Here is an 18,336-nt window from a genome sequence, read left to right on the forward strand (position 1 = left end):
GCGATTCCCGGGTCTCAGAGAGCTGCGCGCAGCACGGGGGCAACGCGTTCCGCGAACAGGCGAAGGGTGCGGTGATCCACGGGGGGGCGCAGACCGAGGAGGAAATCACGTACCCCTAGGCCGAGATAGGGCACGAGCTGCTCCACACACTCCTCAGGGGTGCCGAAGACCGCGTATTCGGGCAGGTCCTCAGGGACAGTGGCGGCGATCCGGCCCCTGCGTTCGGCCACGTCACCGCGGTCCTCCCCCAGCACCGCCCGAAACGTCAGCGATCCGCGGATCGACGCGGGATCACGGCCCAGCTCGCGAGCATGGCGCGCCAGCGCGTCTCGCTTGCGGGCGTAGGGCTCGGGAGGGGTGAACACCGAGTTCCAGGTGTCGGCGTGTTCCGCCACGATGCGGAGCATGTGCCGCTCGCCGGATCCGCCGATCGTCAGGGGGAGCCGCTGCTGTACGGGGCGCGGTCGTAGACGCGCCGCGACGAGTCGGTAGTGGGCACCTCGGTAGTCGGCGACGGGTTGTTCCCAGAGGCGTCTGATCACATGGCAGGTCTCCTCCAGTCGGCGCAGCCGCTCGGCGGCCCTCGGGAAGGGCAACCCGTATTGGGTGAGGGCGAGGTCCTGGCTCCCCGCCCCCAGCCCGAGTTCGACCCGCCCGCCGGAGATGTGGTCGACGGTCGAGGCGATGTTGGCGAGCAGCGCGGGATGACGCCAGGAGACGGCGGAGACCAGGATTGCGCAGCGCACGCGAGTGGTGCGGGCCGCCAGGGCGGCCAGCAGCGTGGGTCCCTCAAAGCACGGACCGTCGGGCGCAAAGAGGTGGGGGCGCAGGTGGTCGAAGACGGAGACCCAGTCGTAGCCCGCGTCCTCAGCACGGCGCCACAGGTCGAGGACGTCGTCGAAGGTCTGGTACTGCTGTCCTGAATGAACACCGCAGCGGACGGTGTCGTCATGCAATCGCAAGTCTCCGTGCCTTCCGTGATGTGCCTACCGGTCGAGTCTCCGTTGCAGGTACACGCGGCGCATCCAGCCGTCGGTCTCCACGGTGCCGTGCGGGACGAATCCGAGGCCGGTCAGGAGGTCCAGGCTTCCGCGCAGGTCGGGGTTGGTCTCGGCCCGGAGGACATCGGCCCCATCGGCACGAGCGGTCTCGCACGCCTTGCGCACGCATCTCAGCCCCAGCGTGGCATCGCGGCGGGACCAGTCGGGGTGCACGGCGAGCCGCTGGAGGAACATCGGGGTGCGGGCGGGTGGGAAGACGTCCCGGTGTCGGATCGACGGGGGCTGACAGGTCAGTGTGAACATCGCCACAGGCGAGTTCTCGTGGCACAGAAGGTGGACGGCGCGTTGGGCTACCAGTTGACGGCTGCGATCGGTGCGGCGCTCGGGAACCGGCAGGCCGTACTGCTCGGCGGCGAGGGTGTCGGAGGCGCGCAGCAGCGCGTGCACCTCCTCGGCACTGTCGGCACACCGCCACACAAGGGTGGGTCCGGGGTACGAGGCCATGTCAGGAGCCGTTCGTGAGGGAGGGGAGAGCCCTGGTACGGGTGGTCCTGCTCGGTCAGCGGACGGAGAACGCGTACCGCATGGTGGAGGTGTAGGTGTGACCGGGATCGAGCCGCGAGGAAGGGAAGTCCGGGCGGTTGGGGGCGTCCGGCCATGGTCCGGGCTGGAGGCAGAGCCCCGCGCGGGACGGGTCGAGGCCGTCGCCGGTGTAGACGCCCATGCCCCTCTGGTCCGTGGTGAGGCGCAGGTGCCGCCCGGAGGTCGGATCGTGAAGTTCGGCCGCGCAGGTGGCGGGATCGTCGAGGACGTAGAAATTGTCCAGGCGTACACCGTTGATCGACTTGCCGCGGTTGAGATCGAGCGCGGTACCGGCGACCGGCACGGGCGGTCCGGGCACGGGTATCTGCCCTTCGGCGAACTCCAGGACGTGGTCGGCGATGACGGCGAGGTGCTGGCCGTCCACCGCTCGCCGGGTGTCAGTGCCGGCCAGGTTCCAGAAGGCATGGTTGGTCAGGCCGACGATCGTGGGGGCGGTGGTCGTCGCCCGGAAGCCGATGGTCAGGACGTGCTCGCGGTCGAGCCGGTAGACGGTCCGCGCGTGTAGGTCGCCGGGGTAGCCCTGGTCCCCGCACGGACTGTTGACGGCCAGCCTCAGGGAGACGTGCTCCTCGGTCCGTGCTGCCGTGGCCGTCCACACCAGCCGGTCGAATCCGTATGTTCCGCCGTGGACGTGGTGCTGTCCTTCGTTGCGGTCCAGCATGTGCCAGGTGCCGTCCAGAGCGAACCTGCCGTGGGCCACGTTCCGGCAGAACCGGCCGACGGTCACTCCCACATAAGCGTTGGTAGGCCGGTCCTCGTAGTCGGCGAGGGCGGGCAACCGGTGGACGACGTTCTCTGGGCGGCCGTCCCGGCCGGGGACCCGGACCTCCCGGAGTGTCGCCCCGTAAGTCCATACGACAACTTCCATCCCATTGCCGTTGCCGAGAGTGTAGGAATCCACCGGAACGGACGGCTGTCGAATGTTTCCGGATGTCATTCCCACCCGCTCGCAGTAAACGTACAAACGTTCTCCCCAGGTAACAGAAGGAGGAAACAAACACTCCTCCATCAGCATTCACAGTCGTGCCGGAAGCCGACAGAGAGACATGTGTGACGCTACCCGAATCCTGGAACGACTGGAAGGTCCTTTCCATCGCAACGACAGCGCGGATCCGCTACCATGGCCGAGGCCTGCCTCGTTACGATTTTCCCATCGGCCACTTGGACCTCATCCGGTCCAATCGGAACTGGAGAAAATCAGTTGGCTGTTCCAGCCCGCTGGTCGGTGAAGGGTGTGCGCATTGAGCACAGGCTGTTTTGTCGAGCGGGATTCGGATCCGCACATCACCCTGCGGGATCATCTTCTGGAGGCAGGCCCAGAAGTCATCGCCGAGCCTGATGCTTGCCGTGCCGGCGATGGCGGGCTAGAATTCGTCGCTGCGGCACTTCGTGATCAACTCAAGATCTCCGGATATGCCTTCCTTCAGCTGAGAGACCCACTGTCGAACCCCGGTTTCATTGCTGTGGGAAATGCGCTCGGTAAACCCATCCCCGAACGGGACGCGGCTGTACAGCCGTACGTCGAGGAGGGAATTCTGCTCAATCTGACGAATCATGCGACGCGTACGTCGGATGTTTCCCTGCAGCCCTTCACCACGAACTTCCTCACCCTGCACACCGAAGGCAGCGCCCGGCCCGCGCGGAGGCAGCCGCGCTATGTCCTGCTGATGTGTTGTGCACAGGGGAACAGCGGGACGGCGCGCACTGTCCTCGTGCCCATGGCCATGGTCCGTAGACGTCTGTCGCCCGGGGACGCCGATCTGCTGGCCCGGGTCCGCTACCGCCGGGGGCAGGACGTACCGCCACTGCTGCGGAACGTCGCCGGGGAAGAGGTCTTCTCCTTCCGCGACTTTCACACCGAACCGCTGGCGTGGGTGCTGGACGGCGAGACCGAGGAGGCCCTCCTGGTCAACCCAGCCTTGCGGCGCCTGTTGGTCGCGTTGTACACCTCGGACGGCGCCCTGGCGGTCGAGTGGCGGCGCGGCATGCTCCTGGCCATTGACAACCACCGCTACTTCCACGGGAGAACCGTGAGCGACGACCGCTCCCCGCTCAATCCGAGACATCTCAAACGCCTGCGGCTTCTCGCGCGAGGATGACGCCTTCGCGGGTTCCCGCACACCGCCCTTCGCGCTCCCCCTGCCACAGACCTGGAGCTCTCGGTGGACCTCTTCCCAGACCCGCTGCGAAAACGGTGCTTCGACATCCCGGCCGAGGCGGTCGACAACGCGGCCGCGGCGAGGCTTCACGACGGTGTCGGCCCGTACTTTCTGTCTGGAGTCGACGAGAGGATGCTTGACGTCTACGCCCGGGCGGCAGACCCCCACGACGCCTTCGAGCTCTCTCGCCTGTGGCTGGGCCGGATCGACGCCGAGTCGGGTCCCCACGGTGTCCGCCCCTGGCTGGCGGAACGGTGGCGTGCCAGCACCGTGCGGCGGAGCGTGACGCCGGAGGAGGTCCTGACGTCACGGGCGACGGTGCGGTTCATCAAGGAACTGTTCAACTTCTTCTTCCAGGAGGACCTGTACGGCGACCTACGGTCGGACTCTCACCTGATGCTCTCCGGAGGAGCCGCGGACGAGAAGTACTGGGGACTTCCGGAGGTCCTCAAGGAATGCATCCGTTATGCGCTCGACTGTGACTGGTACGGCTACTCGGACTCCTGCGGGCGGATCCAGGCACGCGAGGCGGTGGCCGCCTACGAGAGTGCCCGGATCCCGGGCGTGACGTACGACGCGAGCAACATCGCACTCACCATGGGCGGAACCATGGCGGTCGGCACGCTGGCCGACTTCATCGTCTCGCGGTCCCGGCCCCCGTCCGCACCCGCGCTGTGCGCGGCGCCCAACTACCCGCCCTTGGTCGAGGCGATCGCCTGCCGCACCGCGACGCGACTGGTGCCCTTGCAAGCCCAGGGCGGCAAGATGTGCCTGGAGCCGCTGCTGACCGCACTGTCTCCGAGCACCCCGCTGGTATTGCTCCAGACAGCCGCGAACCCCACCGGCGCAGGCGTGGACGAGAGGGACCTCGCCCGGTTGCTGAACGCCCTGTCACCGGCCACGCTGATCCTGCTCGACGAGTGTCACGAGTGGCTGGGGCCCGAGAACCGGCTGTCGCCGGCGCGCGCGGCACGCAACGTCGTACGGATCTCGAGCCTGTCCAAGCATTGGTCGGCGCCCGGTATCAAGGTCGGCTGGATCACCGCCGACAGTGTCCTCATAGCCGAGTACTACAAATACGCTTCCACTCATTTCGGCGGGCCGCCTTCGCTCTTCTACACGCTCATCGAGGTGCTCACCCGAATGGAGCGCTGGAGGGTCACCGGCGTGCGGTCCGTGGGCGCCGAGGAGGTGCGGGAGTTCGACGCCACTTACGGACTCACCAAGGAGCGGCTCCAAGCCGCGTACGCAAACTTCTCGGCCGAGCGGGAGGCCCGCCTCAGAAGTCTGCTGGTGCTTCGTGACGCCGCGCACGCCCGCCTGTCGCAGTTCGCAACGGTCATCAGACCTCGGCACTCGATCAACACCACCGTCATGCTGCCGGGTTGGAACGATTCGTACCGCTGTTTCCGTGATCTGCTGCGCGAGACGGGAGTGGCCACGTACCCCGGGATCCTCAACTTCTGCTTTTCTGGTGGAGCGGTCCGGCTCACCTCGGCACGCAGCTGGCAGGACATCGACACCGCCACGCGCCGACTGAGCGCACATGTCGGAAGTGAGACGTTGCCCTATGGCTGAGTTTCCTCGCCGTGACGGCTGCAAGACGGTCATCGGCGTGATCCATCTGCAACCCCTGCCCGGAACCCCTTTTCACCGCGACGGCACTTTGGAAGAAACGGTGGACATTGCCGTGCGGTCGGCGGTCGCACTCGAACACGGCGGGGCGGACGGCTGCCTCATCCAGACGGCCGACCGGGTCTACAGCGTGGCGGACGAGTCAGATTCGGCACGGACCATCGCGATGGGCCTTGTCACGGACGCCGTCGTACGCGCTACGGGTGACGGCTTCCAGGTCGGGGTTCAAATGATGCGCAACGCGGTGAGCGCCTCGCTGGCCGTGGCGAAGGTCTGCGGCGGCTCCTTCGTCCGGATCGGCGCGATGGTCGGTATGACGCTCTCCCCGCACGGCATGGTCACACCAGACCCGCTGCGTTTCATGGAGTACCGCCGGAAGATCTCGGCGCAGCACATCGCCGTCGTCGCCGACGTCGATTCCATGCACTTCTCGTGGTTCGGTGGCGGGAAGACCACGGCGGAGGTGGCGAAGGCGGCCCGGATCGCCGGAGCCGACGCCGTGTCCCTCTGCCATGCGGACGACGACGTCACCCTGCACATGATCGATTCGGTTCGGGCGATCGCACCTCACGTGCCCGTCGTACTCGCCGGAGGCACCCACCACGGGAACGCCGCGCGCCTGCTGGCCGCTGCCGATGGGGCGTTCGTCGGCAGCTGTCTGGAACGCGAGGGCTGGGGCACCGAGATCGACGCGGCGCGTGTCGACGCATACATGGACATCGTCCGCGGGATACGCCGATGACCCCTCGCAACCGGGAGCCCCGGCCATGACCGATCCGCCCGGACCACCCCCGCCCACGCTGCTGAGGCGCTTCCTCGCCACCGTCTCCGTCCGGCCCGCAACGGTGGCGGTCGAAGAAGGCCAAGGCCGAACGAGCTTCGCGGAGTTGGCCGAGCTCAGTGCAGCCGTGGAGATGGATCTCGTGGATCACGGTGTCCGCGTCGGTGACGTCGTCGGGCTGTACATCCCGCGTTCGACGGACTTCATCGCGGCGGCGCTGGGAGTCATGCGGGCGGGCGGCGCGTTCCTGCCCCTGGATCCGCTCCACCCCGCGGACAGAGTGCGCTTCATGATCGAAGACAGCGGTGCCACCCTGGTCCTCACCGCCGGCGGCGCACCGCACGCCCCGGGCGACCTCTTTCCGGCGGAAGTCTCCGCTCTGCCGCCTACTGATCCAGGATCCGCCGCCCGTGCAGCCCTGTCACAACCGGCCGTCACTCACAGCCAGGTCGCCTACGTCCTCTACACCTCCGGATCGACCGGCCGTCCGAAGGCCGTTGAGGTCGAACACGCAGCACTGGCGTGTTTCCTGGCCGGCCTGGAGACGGCCGGTGTCATCCGTCCGGGAACGGCCCGGGTCGGCTGGAGTGCCAGCCCGTCTTTCGACGCCTCCCTCCAGCAGTGGACCCGCATCTGTCGTGGCGACACCGTGGTGATCCTCGACGACCTGGCACGCCGTGTCCCCCAGCGGCTCGTTGCTGCCGTCGTGGGGGCCCGGCTCACCGATCTCGACCTCACGCCGGGCTTGGCAGAGCCGATCGTCGACCGGCTGGCCCGAGCCCTGCCCGCCGGCTCCGGGCTGAGGCTGTGGATCGGGGGAGAGGCCGTGTCCCCGGCACTGTGGCGAAGCTTGGCCGGGCACTCTGCCGCAGGTCGTCTGGAAGCCGTGAACATGTACGGCACCACCGAAACCACGGTGGACAACTTGTGGGCGCCGATCGAGGGTGATGTGGGCCCACACCTTGGGGCGCCCCTGCCCGACCAGGCCGTTCGCCTGTTGGACGACCGGCTGCGCCCCGTGCCCGTCGGAGAACCGGGCGAGCTGTACATCGCGGGTCCCGCACTCGCCCGTGGCTACCTGGGCCGACCGGGGCTCACCGCCCAGCGGTTCCTCGCCGACCCCTGGGCCTCGGACGGCTCACGGATGTACCGGACCGGGGACCGCGCCCGGAGGACGCCGGACGGGCGCCTGGAATTCCTGGGCCGCACCGACCACCAGGTCAAGATCCGAGGCTACCGCGTGGAGCTGGGAGAGATCGAGGCCGTACTGGCCCACCATCCGGGAGTGCTGGAGTGTGTGGTGGTGCCCCTAACCCGGGGCGGTGTCGGAGTACTGGCGGCCCACATGAGGACGACACCGGGCACGGGTGTGGAAGAGGTACGCGCGCACGCGGTGCGACAGTTGCCGGAGTGGATGCAGCCGTCGATGTACAGAGTCGTGAACGCCATGCCGCTCACTCCGTCCGGGAAGATCGACCGATTGGCGCTCGGCCGGACGGTGACCGCGGCCGGGGAAGGTGACGACGTGACCGACCATCCGAAGGCGGATCCCGAGCCCCGGCGCGCGCTGCTCGCGGCAGTGACCAGGATCGTGCTGCGCAACGCGCCCGACCCTACTTCCCTCGAGGCCGCCGGTCCCGACGCCTCGCTCCAGACCCACGGCTTCGACTCCCTGCGCCTGGTGCGCCTACTGGTCGAACTGGAGGAAGCGTTGAGCATCACCCTTCCTTCGGACGCGGTGACCGCCGAAACGTTCAGCAGCATCCACCGCATCGCCGACACCTTCCGGCGGGTGGCCGGAGCCGCACCGTGACCGGGTCCACTCCGCACGCCGTCCCCGGCGACGATCACCGCCGAGCCCACGCCTGGGCGGGACGGGAGTACGCGGACCGGCTTCCCCTGTGGCCGACGGTCCCGGAGCTGCTGGCACAACGGGCCCATCGCGCCGGAGCCCATCCGTATCTCACCTTCTGTGGTGCGGACGGGGCCGTAACGACCGTCACCTATGGCGACACCTTCGCACTCAGCCGCCGGCTGGCCTCTTGGGCGCGCCGGGAACTGTCTGCCGGACCCGGGGACGTCTTCGCGCTCGCCCCGACCAATGAACTCCGCTCGGTGGCCGCTGTGTTCGGCCTGCTGCTCGCCGGCTGTTCCGTTCTTTCGGTGAACCCCGGCGATCCGGCGGGCAGGATCCTGCGGCAGGCGGAGGCATTGGGCGCCAGGGCGGTGCTGCGCGCCCCGGACACCCCCGCCGACGAACTGGTGCCGTGGACGCTTCTCCCTGACCCCCGACAGCTGCCCGAGACCGATGACACCTGGACCGGGGGCGCCCTCGACCCGGCGGCGGACGCCCTGTACTTCTCCACCTCGGGATCTACGGCCGCTTCCAAGCTGGTCGCACAGTCGCACTACAACGGCGCGGTCAACGCCGAGGCGCTTCGTCGGCACCACGGCCTCGGGCCGGGCGACCGGTTCCTCGGCTGCTTGCCCATCCACCACGTCAACGGCCTGCACTTCAGCATCTTCGGTGTCCTCGCCTCCGGGGCGCACGGGATCCTGCTCAGCGGCTTCGACCCCTTCGCGTATGCGGCCCTGCTGACGGAATATCAGGTGCGCGTCGCGAGCGTGGTTCCCAGCATCCTGGAGACGCTGGTGGAGACGTGGCGCGCGCCTCGACTGCCGCCGCGGTTCGAGTACTTCGTGTCAGCAGCCGCGCCCCTGGCACAGTCCACCGCGCGTGCGGTGTGCGACCGCTGGGGGGTGCGGGTTCTGCAGGGATACGGCCTCACGGAGACGACCAACTTCTCCACCACCATGCCCCGCGGGCTGTCGGAAGCGGGCTACCGGGCCCTTGCGCTGGACAGCGACATCCCCTCTGTTGGAACAGCCCTGTACGGCAACGAGGTTGCCGTCATCCGCGCAGACGGGCGGCGGGCGGAGCCGGGCGAGACGGGGGAGATCTGTATGCGCGGACACAACGTGATGTCGCGCTATCAGGGAAACCCGGTTGCGACGGCTCAGGCGTTTGCGGGCGGCTGGTTCCATTCCCAGGACCTGGGCCACGAGATCCGCGAGCCGGAAACAGGCCTGCGGTTCGTTGTGATCACCGGACGGGCCAAGAACATCGCCAAAGTCCGGGGCGAGACGGTGTCGCTCGAGGAGATGGAACGGGCCTTGAGAGCTCTGCCTTCGGTCCGGGACGCTGCCTGCGCCGCAGCTCCGGACCGTTTCCTGGGCGAGGTGGTGATCGCAGGGGTGGTCGCGCCGGGCGAAACGACCGACACCGTGTTGCTGGATCATTTGCGCCGCTTCTTCGACCCCGCCGTCCTTCCGGTGCGCTGGGTTCGGATGGTGGCCATTCCGAGGACGGCCACCGGTAAGATAATCCGGCCGAAACTGCGGGAGCTGCTCGCGGAACCCGCCGACCGGACAGGCGCGGAGGGGGAATCGAATGCGGGAATGCACGCCCAACTGGATGAATTCGACGAAATATAGTTGTTTGTGCAATGCGCAGCACTCTATCGTGGCGCCGACCCTGCCCGTACCCTCGCCCGTGATCGGGAGCGCAGTAGATGAAGCACGAAGATATCCAAGCCGCCATTGTCGAGCGGCTCGACAGGCTGAACGGTCTCATGCCCGAGCTGAGGAAGATGGAGAGCGAGGCGCAGAGCCTGAAGGCCGACATCGCCACGCTCAACGTCAAGTTGGCCGTGGCCGTGGCCGAGGAGAACGGAGCAGATCTGCGTGACCTCGTGGACAGTGCGCTCTGCGCGTGGTGACGAGTGTCCTTGATCGAGTTCGGCCGTACGGGTAAGCGGAGTCGTCGAACTCGACATGCCCTGACACTCGGTAGCGTTCCGGCCGAATTCCTTGACGCTGCGGTGGATCTCTGGCGTGCGGACCGGGTGGATCAATCCATGAGAGCCGGGGAATCGGTCCTCATCCTCGTGGATCAAGAGACCACCCCTCCGCGCGAATACATTCAGACCCTGCTCGCCGTAGACCACCACTCCAGCCCGGTCGGAATCGTTCCCATCTCCAAGCGGTCGACCAGACTTGACCACCTCGTGCGTTTGCTCGGCGACGAGACGATCCACATCGACATCTCACGGAGTCGCTTCCGGCTGACGGAGACTGCCGAGGCCAACCTGCCCTCTGCCCCTCCTGCACTGAACCGAGCGCGGCGGAATGATCCAGCGTCCGTAGCCGAAGACCTACAGGCTGACCTACTCGTCCTGCAAGGGCACGCAGGCCCCGTCGACGCGGGCTTCGGGAGATCGCTCACTCTCTGCAGCCGGCATCTCCACCGGCCGGGTGAATCGCCTGTCTTTCCCTGCTTCGATACGGACCAGTGCTTCAGGCAGAAGTTGCATGGGCGTTCGCCTTCTTCGGTGGAGGGTCTGTTCAACCCCATGCACCTGACCGCCTCTCTGGCGGTCATTGATGGGTGCGGGACGATTCCCGTGCCCGGATCGATTTTCAACTACGAGACCAGCATTGCCCGTTGTGTCATGGAAAGCCAGGTCCGCGCTGCGGTCATGACGCACGGCGTCAGCGCGTCACCGTTGTCGGCGCTCATCGTATTTCTGGGCACCTTGGCAGATGGATGCAGTCTGGGGGAAGCCGTCCGGGAGGCGAACCACCACGTGCGTCAAGTGGGCAGTTCGACCTCCATCAACGCCGAGGCGGCTGCCCCTTGGGCCGTTCTGGGTAACCCGGACATCAAGGTGTCGGGCCTGCCTTTGATCGAGTCAGCTCCCCGGCCGACCGAACTCGGTGCCGAGTGTTCCGTCGCCGAGGAGTTCTTTGATTCACCGTTCGGTGGACTCGTATCTCCTCTCGGGCTTTCCGAGGGGTCCGGCCCTTTTGATGCCGCGACTCTCGATGGGCGCTGGGTGCGGGGTGCGTTGTCCGCGCGCGGCCGCGCCTACCTCTGGATTGCCGGACCGGGCCCAAATGGGAAGCCGAAAGCCGGAGGGCGGGTCAAGGTCTTGCTGTCAGAACGACCGGAGGACCCGACGTCCGGCTGGCGAAGACGGTGCAAGTGGATTCAAGCCAACAAGGTACTTCTTCACGGCATGGCGGACACGTTTGCCGAGCGAGGCGGCGAAGAAGACCACTTCACCACGCTCATTTCGCTCTGGGACGAGATCGGCCGCGAGGCGGAGCTCGCGGCGTTCGCTGCCGCCCCGCACCGGCGCCAGTCCATCTCGCCCCCTCTGGCTTCCCGGACCGAGCGACTCGATGCACGCATCACCGCGTTGGCGCGAGTGACTGCCCGGACCATCGCCGTGGCGGCTCCCGTGACAGGGGCCCGGCTGTCCCGCCTGTGGTCGCCGCCTTGGCTGCCCGCGCGTGCCGTCCGCTTCTCCGAGCCGTGTTCCTGCGGCTGCCCCCTCGTCGGTGAAGCCCGCCGGCATCCCCTCTTGGGTCTTGTCCGCGTCGGAGTGAGATGTCCGGCGTGCGGGCCGGTGGGAGACGTCTGCGGCGAGCGAGTCGCCGGTGTGCCCGGTGCGTTCGCGCCGACCGTGGTGGGCGGTCCGAAACAGCATGCCGTACCTGCCGGGGCCGCGATGGAGGTACGGGTGCGGCGGCTCGGCGGCGAGGAGACCGAGGGGTTCGCCAGCGCCGCCCTGTTCGAGCCGTTTCGGCAGCGTCGGGTACTTGTCCATGTCGAAGACGTTCAGTCGCTCTCGACCACCGACCTGGCTGTGGCGATCCCCGCCGATTGGCCCCCGGGGCTCAGCCAAGCAGTGGTCGCCGTTGTCGCCGGCACTGAGATCTCCTTCCTGGATTTCGACATCATCGTGCAGAGCCGAACGGCCGACGCGCCAGTCACCCAAGATTCGTCCGGAAGCTCAGCCTCGTGGAACCGGCGTGAGTCTGCGGGCGTCCATCCGCTCGGCCGCCCCGTTCGGGAAGCGGATCTTTTCACCTAGGTCATGCCGGAGGCGGAAGTACCAGGCGTACCGGCCGCAGGCGCCTCCGACTCCCGGATCCTCACGCTCGCGCACCTCGGAGACTCTGCCGCGTCGGCCGCCGAGCTGCGGCTCTGGGACGTCATCAAGCCGCACGGCCCACTCGCTTTCCGTGGAAGGGCCACCGGCGAGCGGATCGCCCAGAGCGTAACGATCAAAGAAGTGGCGGAAGGCTGACCGTGGGGTCACCGAGCAGGACCAGGCTCTGGCGGTCGATCGCGGACAGCCGCAAGCGGGTCATCTTCTCGATGACGGACGCGTCGCCGCCCCTCAGCCGGTCGTTGAGGGTGAACCACGAGGTGTGCAGCTGGCCGACGGCGGCCCGGTACTCCCTGAAGGCGTAGGCGAGCGGTTCTCCCGCATAGAGGTGTGAAGAGAGTGCCGCGACGATCTCCCCGCCGAGCGGCTGCGGGGTGTCGGGCGCCTCCAGCGTCCAGCTGAACGTGGGCTCGACATGTCCGATGACGGCCCGCACGGGCTGCTTCCGGCCCAGAGCCGCCACCGCCGCCGGGGCGGTCATCGGGCCGAGGGCGGCGACCGCCTCGACGGTCTGGCAGGCGGACCACTCGGGGTGCAGCAACGAGGAGTACAGGCTCCGGCCCGCGCCGCCCGCCGAACAGCAGGCCTGGGCGAACCAGACGCAGCCGCTGGGGAGGGCCGCGGCCAGGGCGCCCGCGTCCAGTGGCACGTGGTTCCGGTCGACCGGCAGGCCGAGCGTGGCTCGCATCGCAGCGAGGTCACCGGACGGCCCGGTCATCCCGTGGCTGGAGGTGACCACCAGGCCGGGAGGGGACTGCGCCAGCGAAGCGAGGAGAGCTTCCCCCGTGGCCGCGTCGCCTGCGATCTCCTGGTACTCGTCCAGCGGGGGAGGGGTGGAGAGCGCGTCGGCCAGTGGTCCGCTGATCACGCTGCGCATCAGGTGGGTCATGTCGTCCTCCCCGTGGTCGACCGTCCACATCAGCGCCCGGTCCAGCTCCGCCAGTGCCTCCGGCCATCCTGCGATCAGGGCGTCTACGTAGTGCGCCAGCGCTTCTCCGGCCAGCGGGATGCGGCCCACCGAGTGGCGGGTACCGAGCGAGTACTGCACGGACCAGGGGATGTCCTGCGGCCCTCCGATGATGGCCACGTAGCGGGGCAGCCGGTCCGGGGCGACGCCGAAGTCGCTGAGACCGACGGCCGGGTCGTTGGGCGGGCTGCCGTCCGCGTAGTAGCGGCGCAGTACCCGGTCCTCCATCTCCTGCGACCAGCGCAGTACGACGCTTCCCGGCCGGGCGGCGAGCAGCCGGTGCACCGGCTCCGGAGCGTCCGCGCCGGCCGCCTTCTGCGCGTCGGTGAGGCCGGGGCTGTGGTTCTCCGGGAGGAGGACCCCGTAGCCGACTGCGGGGTCCTGCCAGCAGGTCTCGGAGGCGGGCGGCCCGAACGCGAGCCGTTTCTGGCTGGGCGGCAGACCGGCCTGCCCGGCGCCCCAGTTCGCAGCCTCCTCGGCAACCTCGCCATGGGCCGCTTCGGTACCGGTCCAGGCGTCGAGGCGGATGTGCTGAGGCAGGTTCATTTCGGTTCCTCCTCCGGTAGCTGGGCCTCCGTCTCGGCGATCCGTTGCCGGACCTGTGCCAGCCGGGCGGGGTCGGTCGTGTCCGGGTCGAGTCCGGCCTCGTACTCCCGCCAGAAGTCCAGATAGCCGCGCAGCTCCGCGTAGGCGGCGGGCGACAGCCGGGGAGAGCCCCGGTAGACCAGGAGTGGTTCGTCCTGGGCGTAGAGCACCGGGTCGGTCCACGTGTCGATCGTCTCCGGATCGTCTGCGGCGAGCACCAGCCGGGGGGAGGTGAACGCGGCGGCCCAGTCGATCTCGCGGGGCTCGCCCGTGGGCGCCGCGGCCGTCACGACGGCGGCAATGACCTCCGGATAGAGCGCCTTGCAGAACCGGTCGGCCGAGACGATGTCCACAGCCCGGCGCATACCCGCGACCGCCGGGATGCCCTTCGATACCAGCTCGTGTGCCAGGGACCGGGACTCGACGGCGTTCGCCGTCGCGCAGGCGTTGAGCACGACCAGCCACGTCCCGCACGGCGCGAGGGCCTGCACCAGGTGCGAGAGGGCGAGCCGGACGGGATGTGGCTCCTCGTCCTTCGGCGCCAAGAAGTCCCCGACCGTCGCAAAGCCGAGGATGCGCTCGCCGGCCTGCGCCGCCTCGCCGTGACAGAGCAGGTGCAGAAGGTGAGGCCTGGCACTGGTGATGCTGTGGGCCAGCTCCGGCGTCGTGCCGGGCATGGGCGCGAAGGTGATCTCCAACGTGCCCCCGGACAGTCTGCCGTGGTGCGCGGCTGCCCCGTCCAGGACTTCCCTTTCGCCGCTGATCACGTGCAGGTGGGTGGCTATCGCACTGGCCTTCGGGGAGCTCAGGGCGGCGACCAGGGCGTCCAACTGATTCTTGCCCTCGGCCCCGAGCGCGGACAGAACCGCGGTGACTCGCAACGGCGGGACGAAGGCGCGCGCCGCCACCTTCTGGCGGATCTTCGCGATGCGCCCGATCGGCCACCGCTGGTCGAGTGCGCAGAAGCTCCCCGTCCGGTCGTTGTAGATCTGCTCCCAGGGCATCGCGTCGGCCGACGGGGACACCATGCGGAAGTAGAGCGGTCCGGGCGGGGTGCCGGTCGGGGCGGCCAGGACGGCGTTCAGCCCCTCCTGCACCTGGGGATGCCCGAGGAGCAGCTGACGCAGGGTCTGTCCGTAGGCGACGAGCGTGCCGGCGGGGGCGGGCAGCGGCACCGGCAGCTGGTCTCCCATGTTCGCGATCTCGACCGTCGCGGCGTCGATCTTCAGGAAGGTCTGCTGCCCCTGGTACTCGAAGCTGACGACGGTACGCATCACGCTTCCTCCGTCCGTCCGTCAGCGAGCCCGCGCAGCTCGCTCATCGCCTTGGCCACCCCTTGGTCGTAGGCCTGCTTCAGGGCCGGCGTCTCCCCTGGGACGCCGGCCGCCGTCAGCAGCTCCGCCGCCTTCGACTCCATGAACCGCTCGGTCGCGGCGACCCAGCCGGGTACGTAGTCCTCCGACGCGTACCGCCAGGCGACGGCGTCGCCTGGCACGGCCGCCAGCGCCTCTGGCAGCAGCGCCCGGCTTGTGGCGGAGTCGCTGATCGGCGCGCGGCCGGTCAGCCAGCGCTGCTGCGGTTGGTCGGGGTCGGGCCAGAACTGCGCCAGCGAGTACTTGACGTGCTCCGGCTGGAGGTACCCGAACAGGGCCGGGCCGCGCGGGATCGGCTCGCTTCCGGGTGGCGCCCCGACGAAGGCGTAAGCCCGCGCGAGGGCATCTCCGTCCGGGTCGTTGAGCAGGTCGCTGTAGAAGGTCGGTCCGGCGCGCTCCAGGCCGAGGGCGTCGGCGAGCAGGCGCGTCGAGACGTCGGAGGGGTTGTCCGGTGGTGAGCCCAGGGACAGGGTTGACGCGCCGATGCTGTCGGCGAGCAGCCGGATCTCTTCCCCGGCGACGTAGGTGCACGCCCGCGGGTCCACGGGTTGCGCCGGATCCGGGCTCACGGTCAGCTGCGGCCGGCTGCCGTCGAAGCAGGCCGGCGCGACGAGGTGCAGGGCGCGGACCGCTTCCCCGTCCAGCCCGGTGGCGATCCAGTCCGCCCACGGCAGCGGGGTCGGGGAGCGCCGTGGCTTGCCGCCGGGCCCGCGGAACTGTGTCACACCCCGCTTGGACCGTTCCCGGTGCACGCGTACGGCGTCCCCGGGGTCGTGCAGCAGGGTGTGAGGATCCGTCTTCGGGAGGCGTGCGCGCAGCTCGTCGTAGACGGTGAGGTCGCTGAACACATGGGTCTTGACCCGGTTCGTGAAGGAGTGCCGCACAGCGCCTACGAACGCCTCCACGTAGGACGCCGCCCAGCCGGCGTCCGACGGCGCGTTGAGCACGACGGCCATGCTCCACACCCCGCCCGGGTCCGCGGCCACGGGCAGCCGGTCCGGGACCCGCAGCACGGGACGGTCCGTCGCGGGGGTGAGGACGTCCTCCCACGGGACGGCGCCCAGATGACCGTACGGGGGGACCAGCCGCAGCCACAGCGCCGACTCGCTGCCGGCCTCACCGGACACGAACTTCTTGGTCAACGAGACCAGTTCGGGAGGAACGTTGCTGTGCTCCGGCGGGTCGACACCCGGACCGAAGCCGTACGCCCCGACCGGGAGGGAGAGCCTGTGGCGCAGCTGCGGCCGGCCGTCAGGGCAGGTCAGCAGATCGGCCACAACGGCCGCCTCGCGCTGCGAGAGATCGAGCACCACCGAGAGCACCGCCAGGTGCCACCTGCGGATGTTGATCATCACCATGGCGTCTCCTGACGTACCGGGACACGGCTAGTCGGGGCGGGTGAGGTCGTGCAGCGCCCACCAGGTGACCGGGTTGCTGATGTCCGAGTGGCCGCCGATGGCGGGGACAGGGGTACCGCCGACGGTGACGTTGACGGTGCCGTTGACGGCGATGACGCGGGCACTGCCGTCCAGGGGGTAACTGGCCGCCCCGGGGACGATGGCGTCCTGTACGACGGCGTCCCCGTCCAGGCCGGCCGGGCCGTAGCCGCCGAGGGCACCGTACAGGTGCGTATTGCCGACGGCCGCGGTCAGGGGCTCGCCGAGTTGACTGCCGCGCATGGCGAGGTGGAAGAACCTGGTGAGCGGCTCGTCATGAGCGGAGAACGTGGTCAGGAGGGGGCGTTCGAGCTTCGCGGGCACCGTGCGGTAACCACCCGACCGGCCCGTGTTCTCGATGCGAGGTGCGAAGCACCAGCGGTTGACCGCGGGCTGGAGCAGCAGCATCGCGTGTGCCTTGCGCTCGGCGCTGGAGGCGGTCAGCGCCGAGAGGACGACGCGGGCACCGAAGGAGTGCCCGATGAGGTGCAGCCGTACGCCACTTTCCCGCAGGATGTGCTCCACGAGTGGACCGACACCGTGTGTGCCGACCGCTCCCGCGCGGGCCTTCATCTTCCACACCGATGCGATGCGCAGCAGGTCCCTCGGGTCGAAGGAGAGGGCGGCGGCGGCGGGAGCGCCGGACGAGGGCCCGCTGCCGATGGTGCCGAACGTGGTTCCAGGGGTCGGACCGGGAACGTTCCCGCCGCGGAGCGCGGCCCAGGCCTTGAGGAGTTCACCGGGGTCCGGGGGCGGTGACGCGTCGTCGGGGTCGGGTCCGGTACGCAGCGAGTTCAGGACGATCTCGGCCAGGCGCCGGGCGGTGACGGGGTCGACGGACGTTTGGCCATCGATCGCACTGACGAAGGACTCGTCGTCGTCCGCGGACAGCGACTCCGTGACCAGGCCGAGCATTTCCTCCTGCTCGGCGGCCTCGCGGCCGTCCGGGTCCGGCGCGCCCGCGATGACGGGGCCGCCCTCCCACGGCATCACGAAACTGGTGGACGGCCAAATGATCCCCACCAGCAGCGGCGTGGAGCCCGCCGGCCGCGGGATGCCGAACTGCGTGCCCTGCGCGATGTACCCGGTGGCGAAGCCGTGGTAGCGGTCGAGGGCCTGGGCGAAGACGTTGTTCCAACCGTGGGCGAAGAGGTACACGTCCGTCACGGCGGCGAGCTGGTCCTTGACCTCCCTCTCCGCCTGCGGACTGCGCAGCCGCCCTTCCTCGTCGTAGCGCAGTAGGTACAGGGCTGCCATCTGGCCGCCGTCGAGCTCGATGTTCTGGAACGGGCCGGCCATGTCGGCCTCCCTGGGAGCGCGGGACTGCTTCGATTGCGGGATCCCTGATTTCATGCTCCGCCTGACCCACTGGTAGCACAACCCTCCCTCGCACGGCCGCCCCCTCGCAAATGCTTGCTGCTTCAACTGCCGCTCGGCGGTGGGTCCGGACGCCGAGCAGGCCACAGCGCCAGTGCGGAGGCCGAGGGCACGCCGCGGCGCTGAACGGCCGGCAGGGCCGGCGGACGGCGTGCGGCCTGCTCCTCGGGTGACTGCAGGTATCCCACCCTGGGCTGACGGAACCTGACGACCCGCCTGGCGATTTTCGAGATCGTCGCCGCTGGGCCGCCGGTCACAACTCACGAGCCCTTGCCGCTGCCTGGGCGGGCGTACAGAAGACGGAGCCGTTCTGCGCCGAGCTGTGCGCGAGCGCCTCCCCCTCCCGCACGGGTCGGGGCAATCGTCCGCCGGGCTGCGCATCAGCGCCGGCAGCGACGGCGG

Annotated in this window: 14 protein-coding genes; 7 read left to right on the plus strand and 7 right to left on the minus strand. The window is 68.9% G+C overall.

Going from position 1 to position 18,336, the window contains the following annotated elements; translation table 11 throughout:
* Window positions 1–14: 14 nt before the first annotated feature.
* Genes JYK04_RS35390 through JYK04_RS35400 form a run of 3 tightly spaced genes read right to left on the minus strand, consistent with a single transcriptional unit; the run spans window position 15 to window position 2,619 of the window.
* Window positions 15–956, minus strand: coding sequence for an LLM class flavin-dependent oxidoreductase (locus JYK04_RS35390; RefSeq protein WP_229876019.1), 942 nt, complete (start codon window positions 954–956; stop codon window positions 15–17).
* A 30-nt stretch (window positions 957–986) separates the two neighbouring features.
* A complete protein-coding gene (locus JYK04_RS35395; RefSeq protein ID WP_189741692.1) occupies window positions 987–1,505 on the minus strand; it encodes a GNAT family N-acetyltransferase in 519 nt (172 codons plus the stop codon).
* A gap of 55 nt (window positions 1,506–1,560) precedes the next feature.
* Entirely contained in the window at window positions 1,561–2,619 is a 1,059-nt protein-coding gene (locus JYK04_RS35400; RefSeq protein ID WP_308444754.1) for an aldose epimerase family protein, read from the minus strand.
* Window positions 2,620–2,845: 226 nt separating this feature from the next.
* Between JYK04_RS35400 and JYK04_RS35405 the strand changes: the two genes are divergently transcribed.
* From JYK04_RS35405 to JYK04_RS35435, 7 genes are all read left to right on the plus strand, one after another.
* On the plus strand, window positions 2,846–3,703 hold the full coding sequence (locus tag JYK04_RS35405) for a TauD/TfdA family dioxygenase (protein WP_189741689.1): 858 nt from the start codon (window positions 2,846–2,848) through the stop codon (window positions 3,701–3,703).
* Between the two features lie 192 nt (window positions 3,704–3,895).
* Entirely contained in the window at window positions 3,896–5,341 is a 1,446-nt protein-coding gene (locus JYK04_RS35410; protein ID WP_189741686.1) for a pyridoxal phosphate-dependent aminotransferase, read from the plus strand.
* Entirely contained in the window at window positions 5,310–6,140 is an 831-nt protein-coding gene (locus JYK04_RS35415) for a BtpA/SgcQ family protein (protein WP_244372121.1), read from the plus strand. The genes JYK04_RS35410 and JYK04_RS35415 overlap by 32 nt, the downstream gene beginning before the upstream one ends.
* 25 nt (window positions 6,141–6,165) lie before the next feature.
* Window positions 6,166–7,992 (plus strand): amino acid adenylation domain-containing protein, encoded by a 1,827-nt coding sequence (locus JYK04_RS35420; RefSeq protein ID WP_189741680.1) that lies wholly within the window; start codon window positions 6,166–6,168, stop codon window positions 7,990–7,992.
* Complete coding sequence (locus tag JYK04_RS35425; protein ID WP_189741677.1) at window positions 7,989–9,674, plus strand: class I adenylate-forming enzyme family protein; 1,686 nt, start codon at window positions 7,989–7,991, stop codon at window positions 9,672–9,674. Before JYK04_RS35420 ends, JYK04_RS35425 begins: the two co-directional genes overlap by 4 nt.
* 77 nt (window positions 9,675–9,751) lie before the next feature.
* Window positions 9,752–9,958 carry a hypothetical protein gene (locus JYK04_RS35430; protein ID WP_189741674.1) on the plus strand — a complete coding sequence of 69 codons (207 nt, stop codon included), beginning with the start codon at window positions 9,752–9,754 and terminating at the stop codon, window positions 9,956–9,958.
* Between the two features lie 633 nt (window positions 9,959–10,591).
* Entirely contained in the window at window positions 10,592–12,118 is a 1,527-nt protein-coding gene (locus JYK04_RS35435) for a hypothetical protein (protein WP_208809280.1), read from the plus strand.
* A gap of 193 nt (window positions 12,119–12,311) precedes the next feature.
* Here the strand turns inward: JYK04_RS35435 and JYK04_RS35440 are convergent, their stop codons facing one another.
* The 4 genes from JYK04_RS35440 to JYK04_RS35455 are packed head-to-tail and all read right to left on the minus strand — an operon-like array spanning window position 12,312 to window position 17,856.
* Window positions 12,312–13,709: a hypothetical protein gene (locus JYK04_RS35440; protein ID WP_189741668.1), complete on the minus strand. Its 1,398-nt coding sequence runs from the start codon at window positions 13,707–13,709 to the stop codon at window positions 12,312–12,314.
* Window positions 13,706–15,022, minus strand: a complete 1,317-nt coding sequence (locus tag JYK04_RS35445; RefSeq protein ID WP_189741665.1) for a CHAT domain-containing protein — start codon at window positions 15,020–15,022, stop codon at window positions 13,706–13,708. Before JYK04_RS35445 ends, JYK04_RS35440 begins: the two co-directional genes overlap by 4 nt.
* Window positions 15,022–16,479 carry a hypothetical protein gene (locus JYK04_RS35450; RefSeq protein ID WP_189741662.1) on the minus strand — a complete coding sequence of 486 codons (1,458 nt, stop codon included), beginning with the start codon at window positions 16,477–16,479 and terminating at the stop codon, window positions 15,022–15,024. Before JYK04_RS35450 ends, JYK04_RS35445 begins: the two co-directional genes overlap by 1 nt.
* A 27-nt stretch (window positions 16,480–16,506) precedes the next feature.
* Window positions 16,507–17,856, minus strand: coding sequence for an alpha/beta hydrolase (locus tag JYK04_RS35455; protein WP_189741659.1), 1,350 nt, complete (start codon window positions 17,854–17,856; stop codon window positions 16,507–16,509).
* Window positions 17,857–18,336 lie beyond the last annotated feature (480 nt).

The organism is Streptomyces nojiriensis, from assembly GCF_017639205.1.
In the GTDB taxonomy this organism is placed as follows: Bacteria; Actinomycetota; Actinomycetes; order Streptomycetales; family Streptomycetaceae; genus Streptomyces; species Streptomyces nojiriensis.

What these genes read in the sequence shown, in the direction of transcription:
- JYK04_RS35395 (WP_189741692.1), bottom strand. Translation starts at nt 1,505, where the DNA reads ATGGCCTCGTACCCCGGACCCACCCTTGTGTGGCGGTGTGCCGACAGT.
- JYK04_RS35400 (WP_308444754.1), bottom strand. Translation starts at nt 2,619, where the DNA reads ATGCTGATGGAGGAGTGTTTGTTTCCTCCTTCTGTTACCTGGGGAGAA.
- JYK04_RS35410 (WP_189741686.1), top strand. Translation starts at nt 3,896, where the DNA reads ATGCTTGACGTCTACGCCCGGGCGGCAGACCCCCACGACGCCTTCGAG.
- JYK04_RS35415 (WP_244372121.1), top strand. Translation starts at nt 5,310, where the DNA reads ATGTCGGAAGTGAGACGTTGCCCTATGGCTGAGTTTCCTCGCCGTGAC.
- JYK04_RS35420 (WP_189741680.1), top strand. Translation starts at nt 6,166, where the DNA reads ATGACCGATCCGCCCGGACCACCCCCGCCCACGCTGCTGAGGCGCTTC.
- JYK04_RS35430 (WP_189741674.1), top strand. Translation starts at nt 9,752, where the DNA reads ATGAAGCACGAAGATATCCAAGCCGCCATTGTCGAGCGGCTCGACAGG.
- JYK04_RS35435 (WP_208809280.1), top strand. Translation starts at nt 10,592, where the DNA reads ATGCACCTGACCGCCTCTCTGGCGGTCATTGATGGGTGCGGGACGATT.
- JYK04_RS35440 (WP_189741668.1), bottom strand. Translation starts at nt 13,709, where the DNA reads ATGAACCTGCCTCAGCACATCCGCCTCGACGCCTGGACCGGTACCGAA.
- JYK04_RS35445 (WP_189741665.1), bottom strand. Translation starts at nt 15,022, where the DNA reads ATGCGTACCGTCGTCAGCTTCGAGTACCAGGGGCAGCAGACCTTCCTG.
- JYK04_RS35450 (WP_189741662.1), bottom strand. Translation starts at nt 16,479, where the DNA reads ATGGTGATGATCAACATCCGCAGGTGGCACCTGGCGGTGCTCTCGGTG.
- JYK04_RS35455 (WP_189741659.1), bottom strand. Translation starts at nt 17,856, where the DNA reads ATGGCCGGCCCGTTCCAGAACATCGAGCTCGACGGCGGCCAGATGGCA.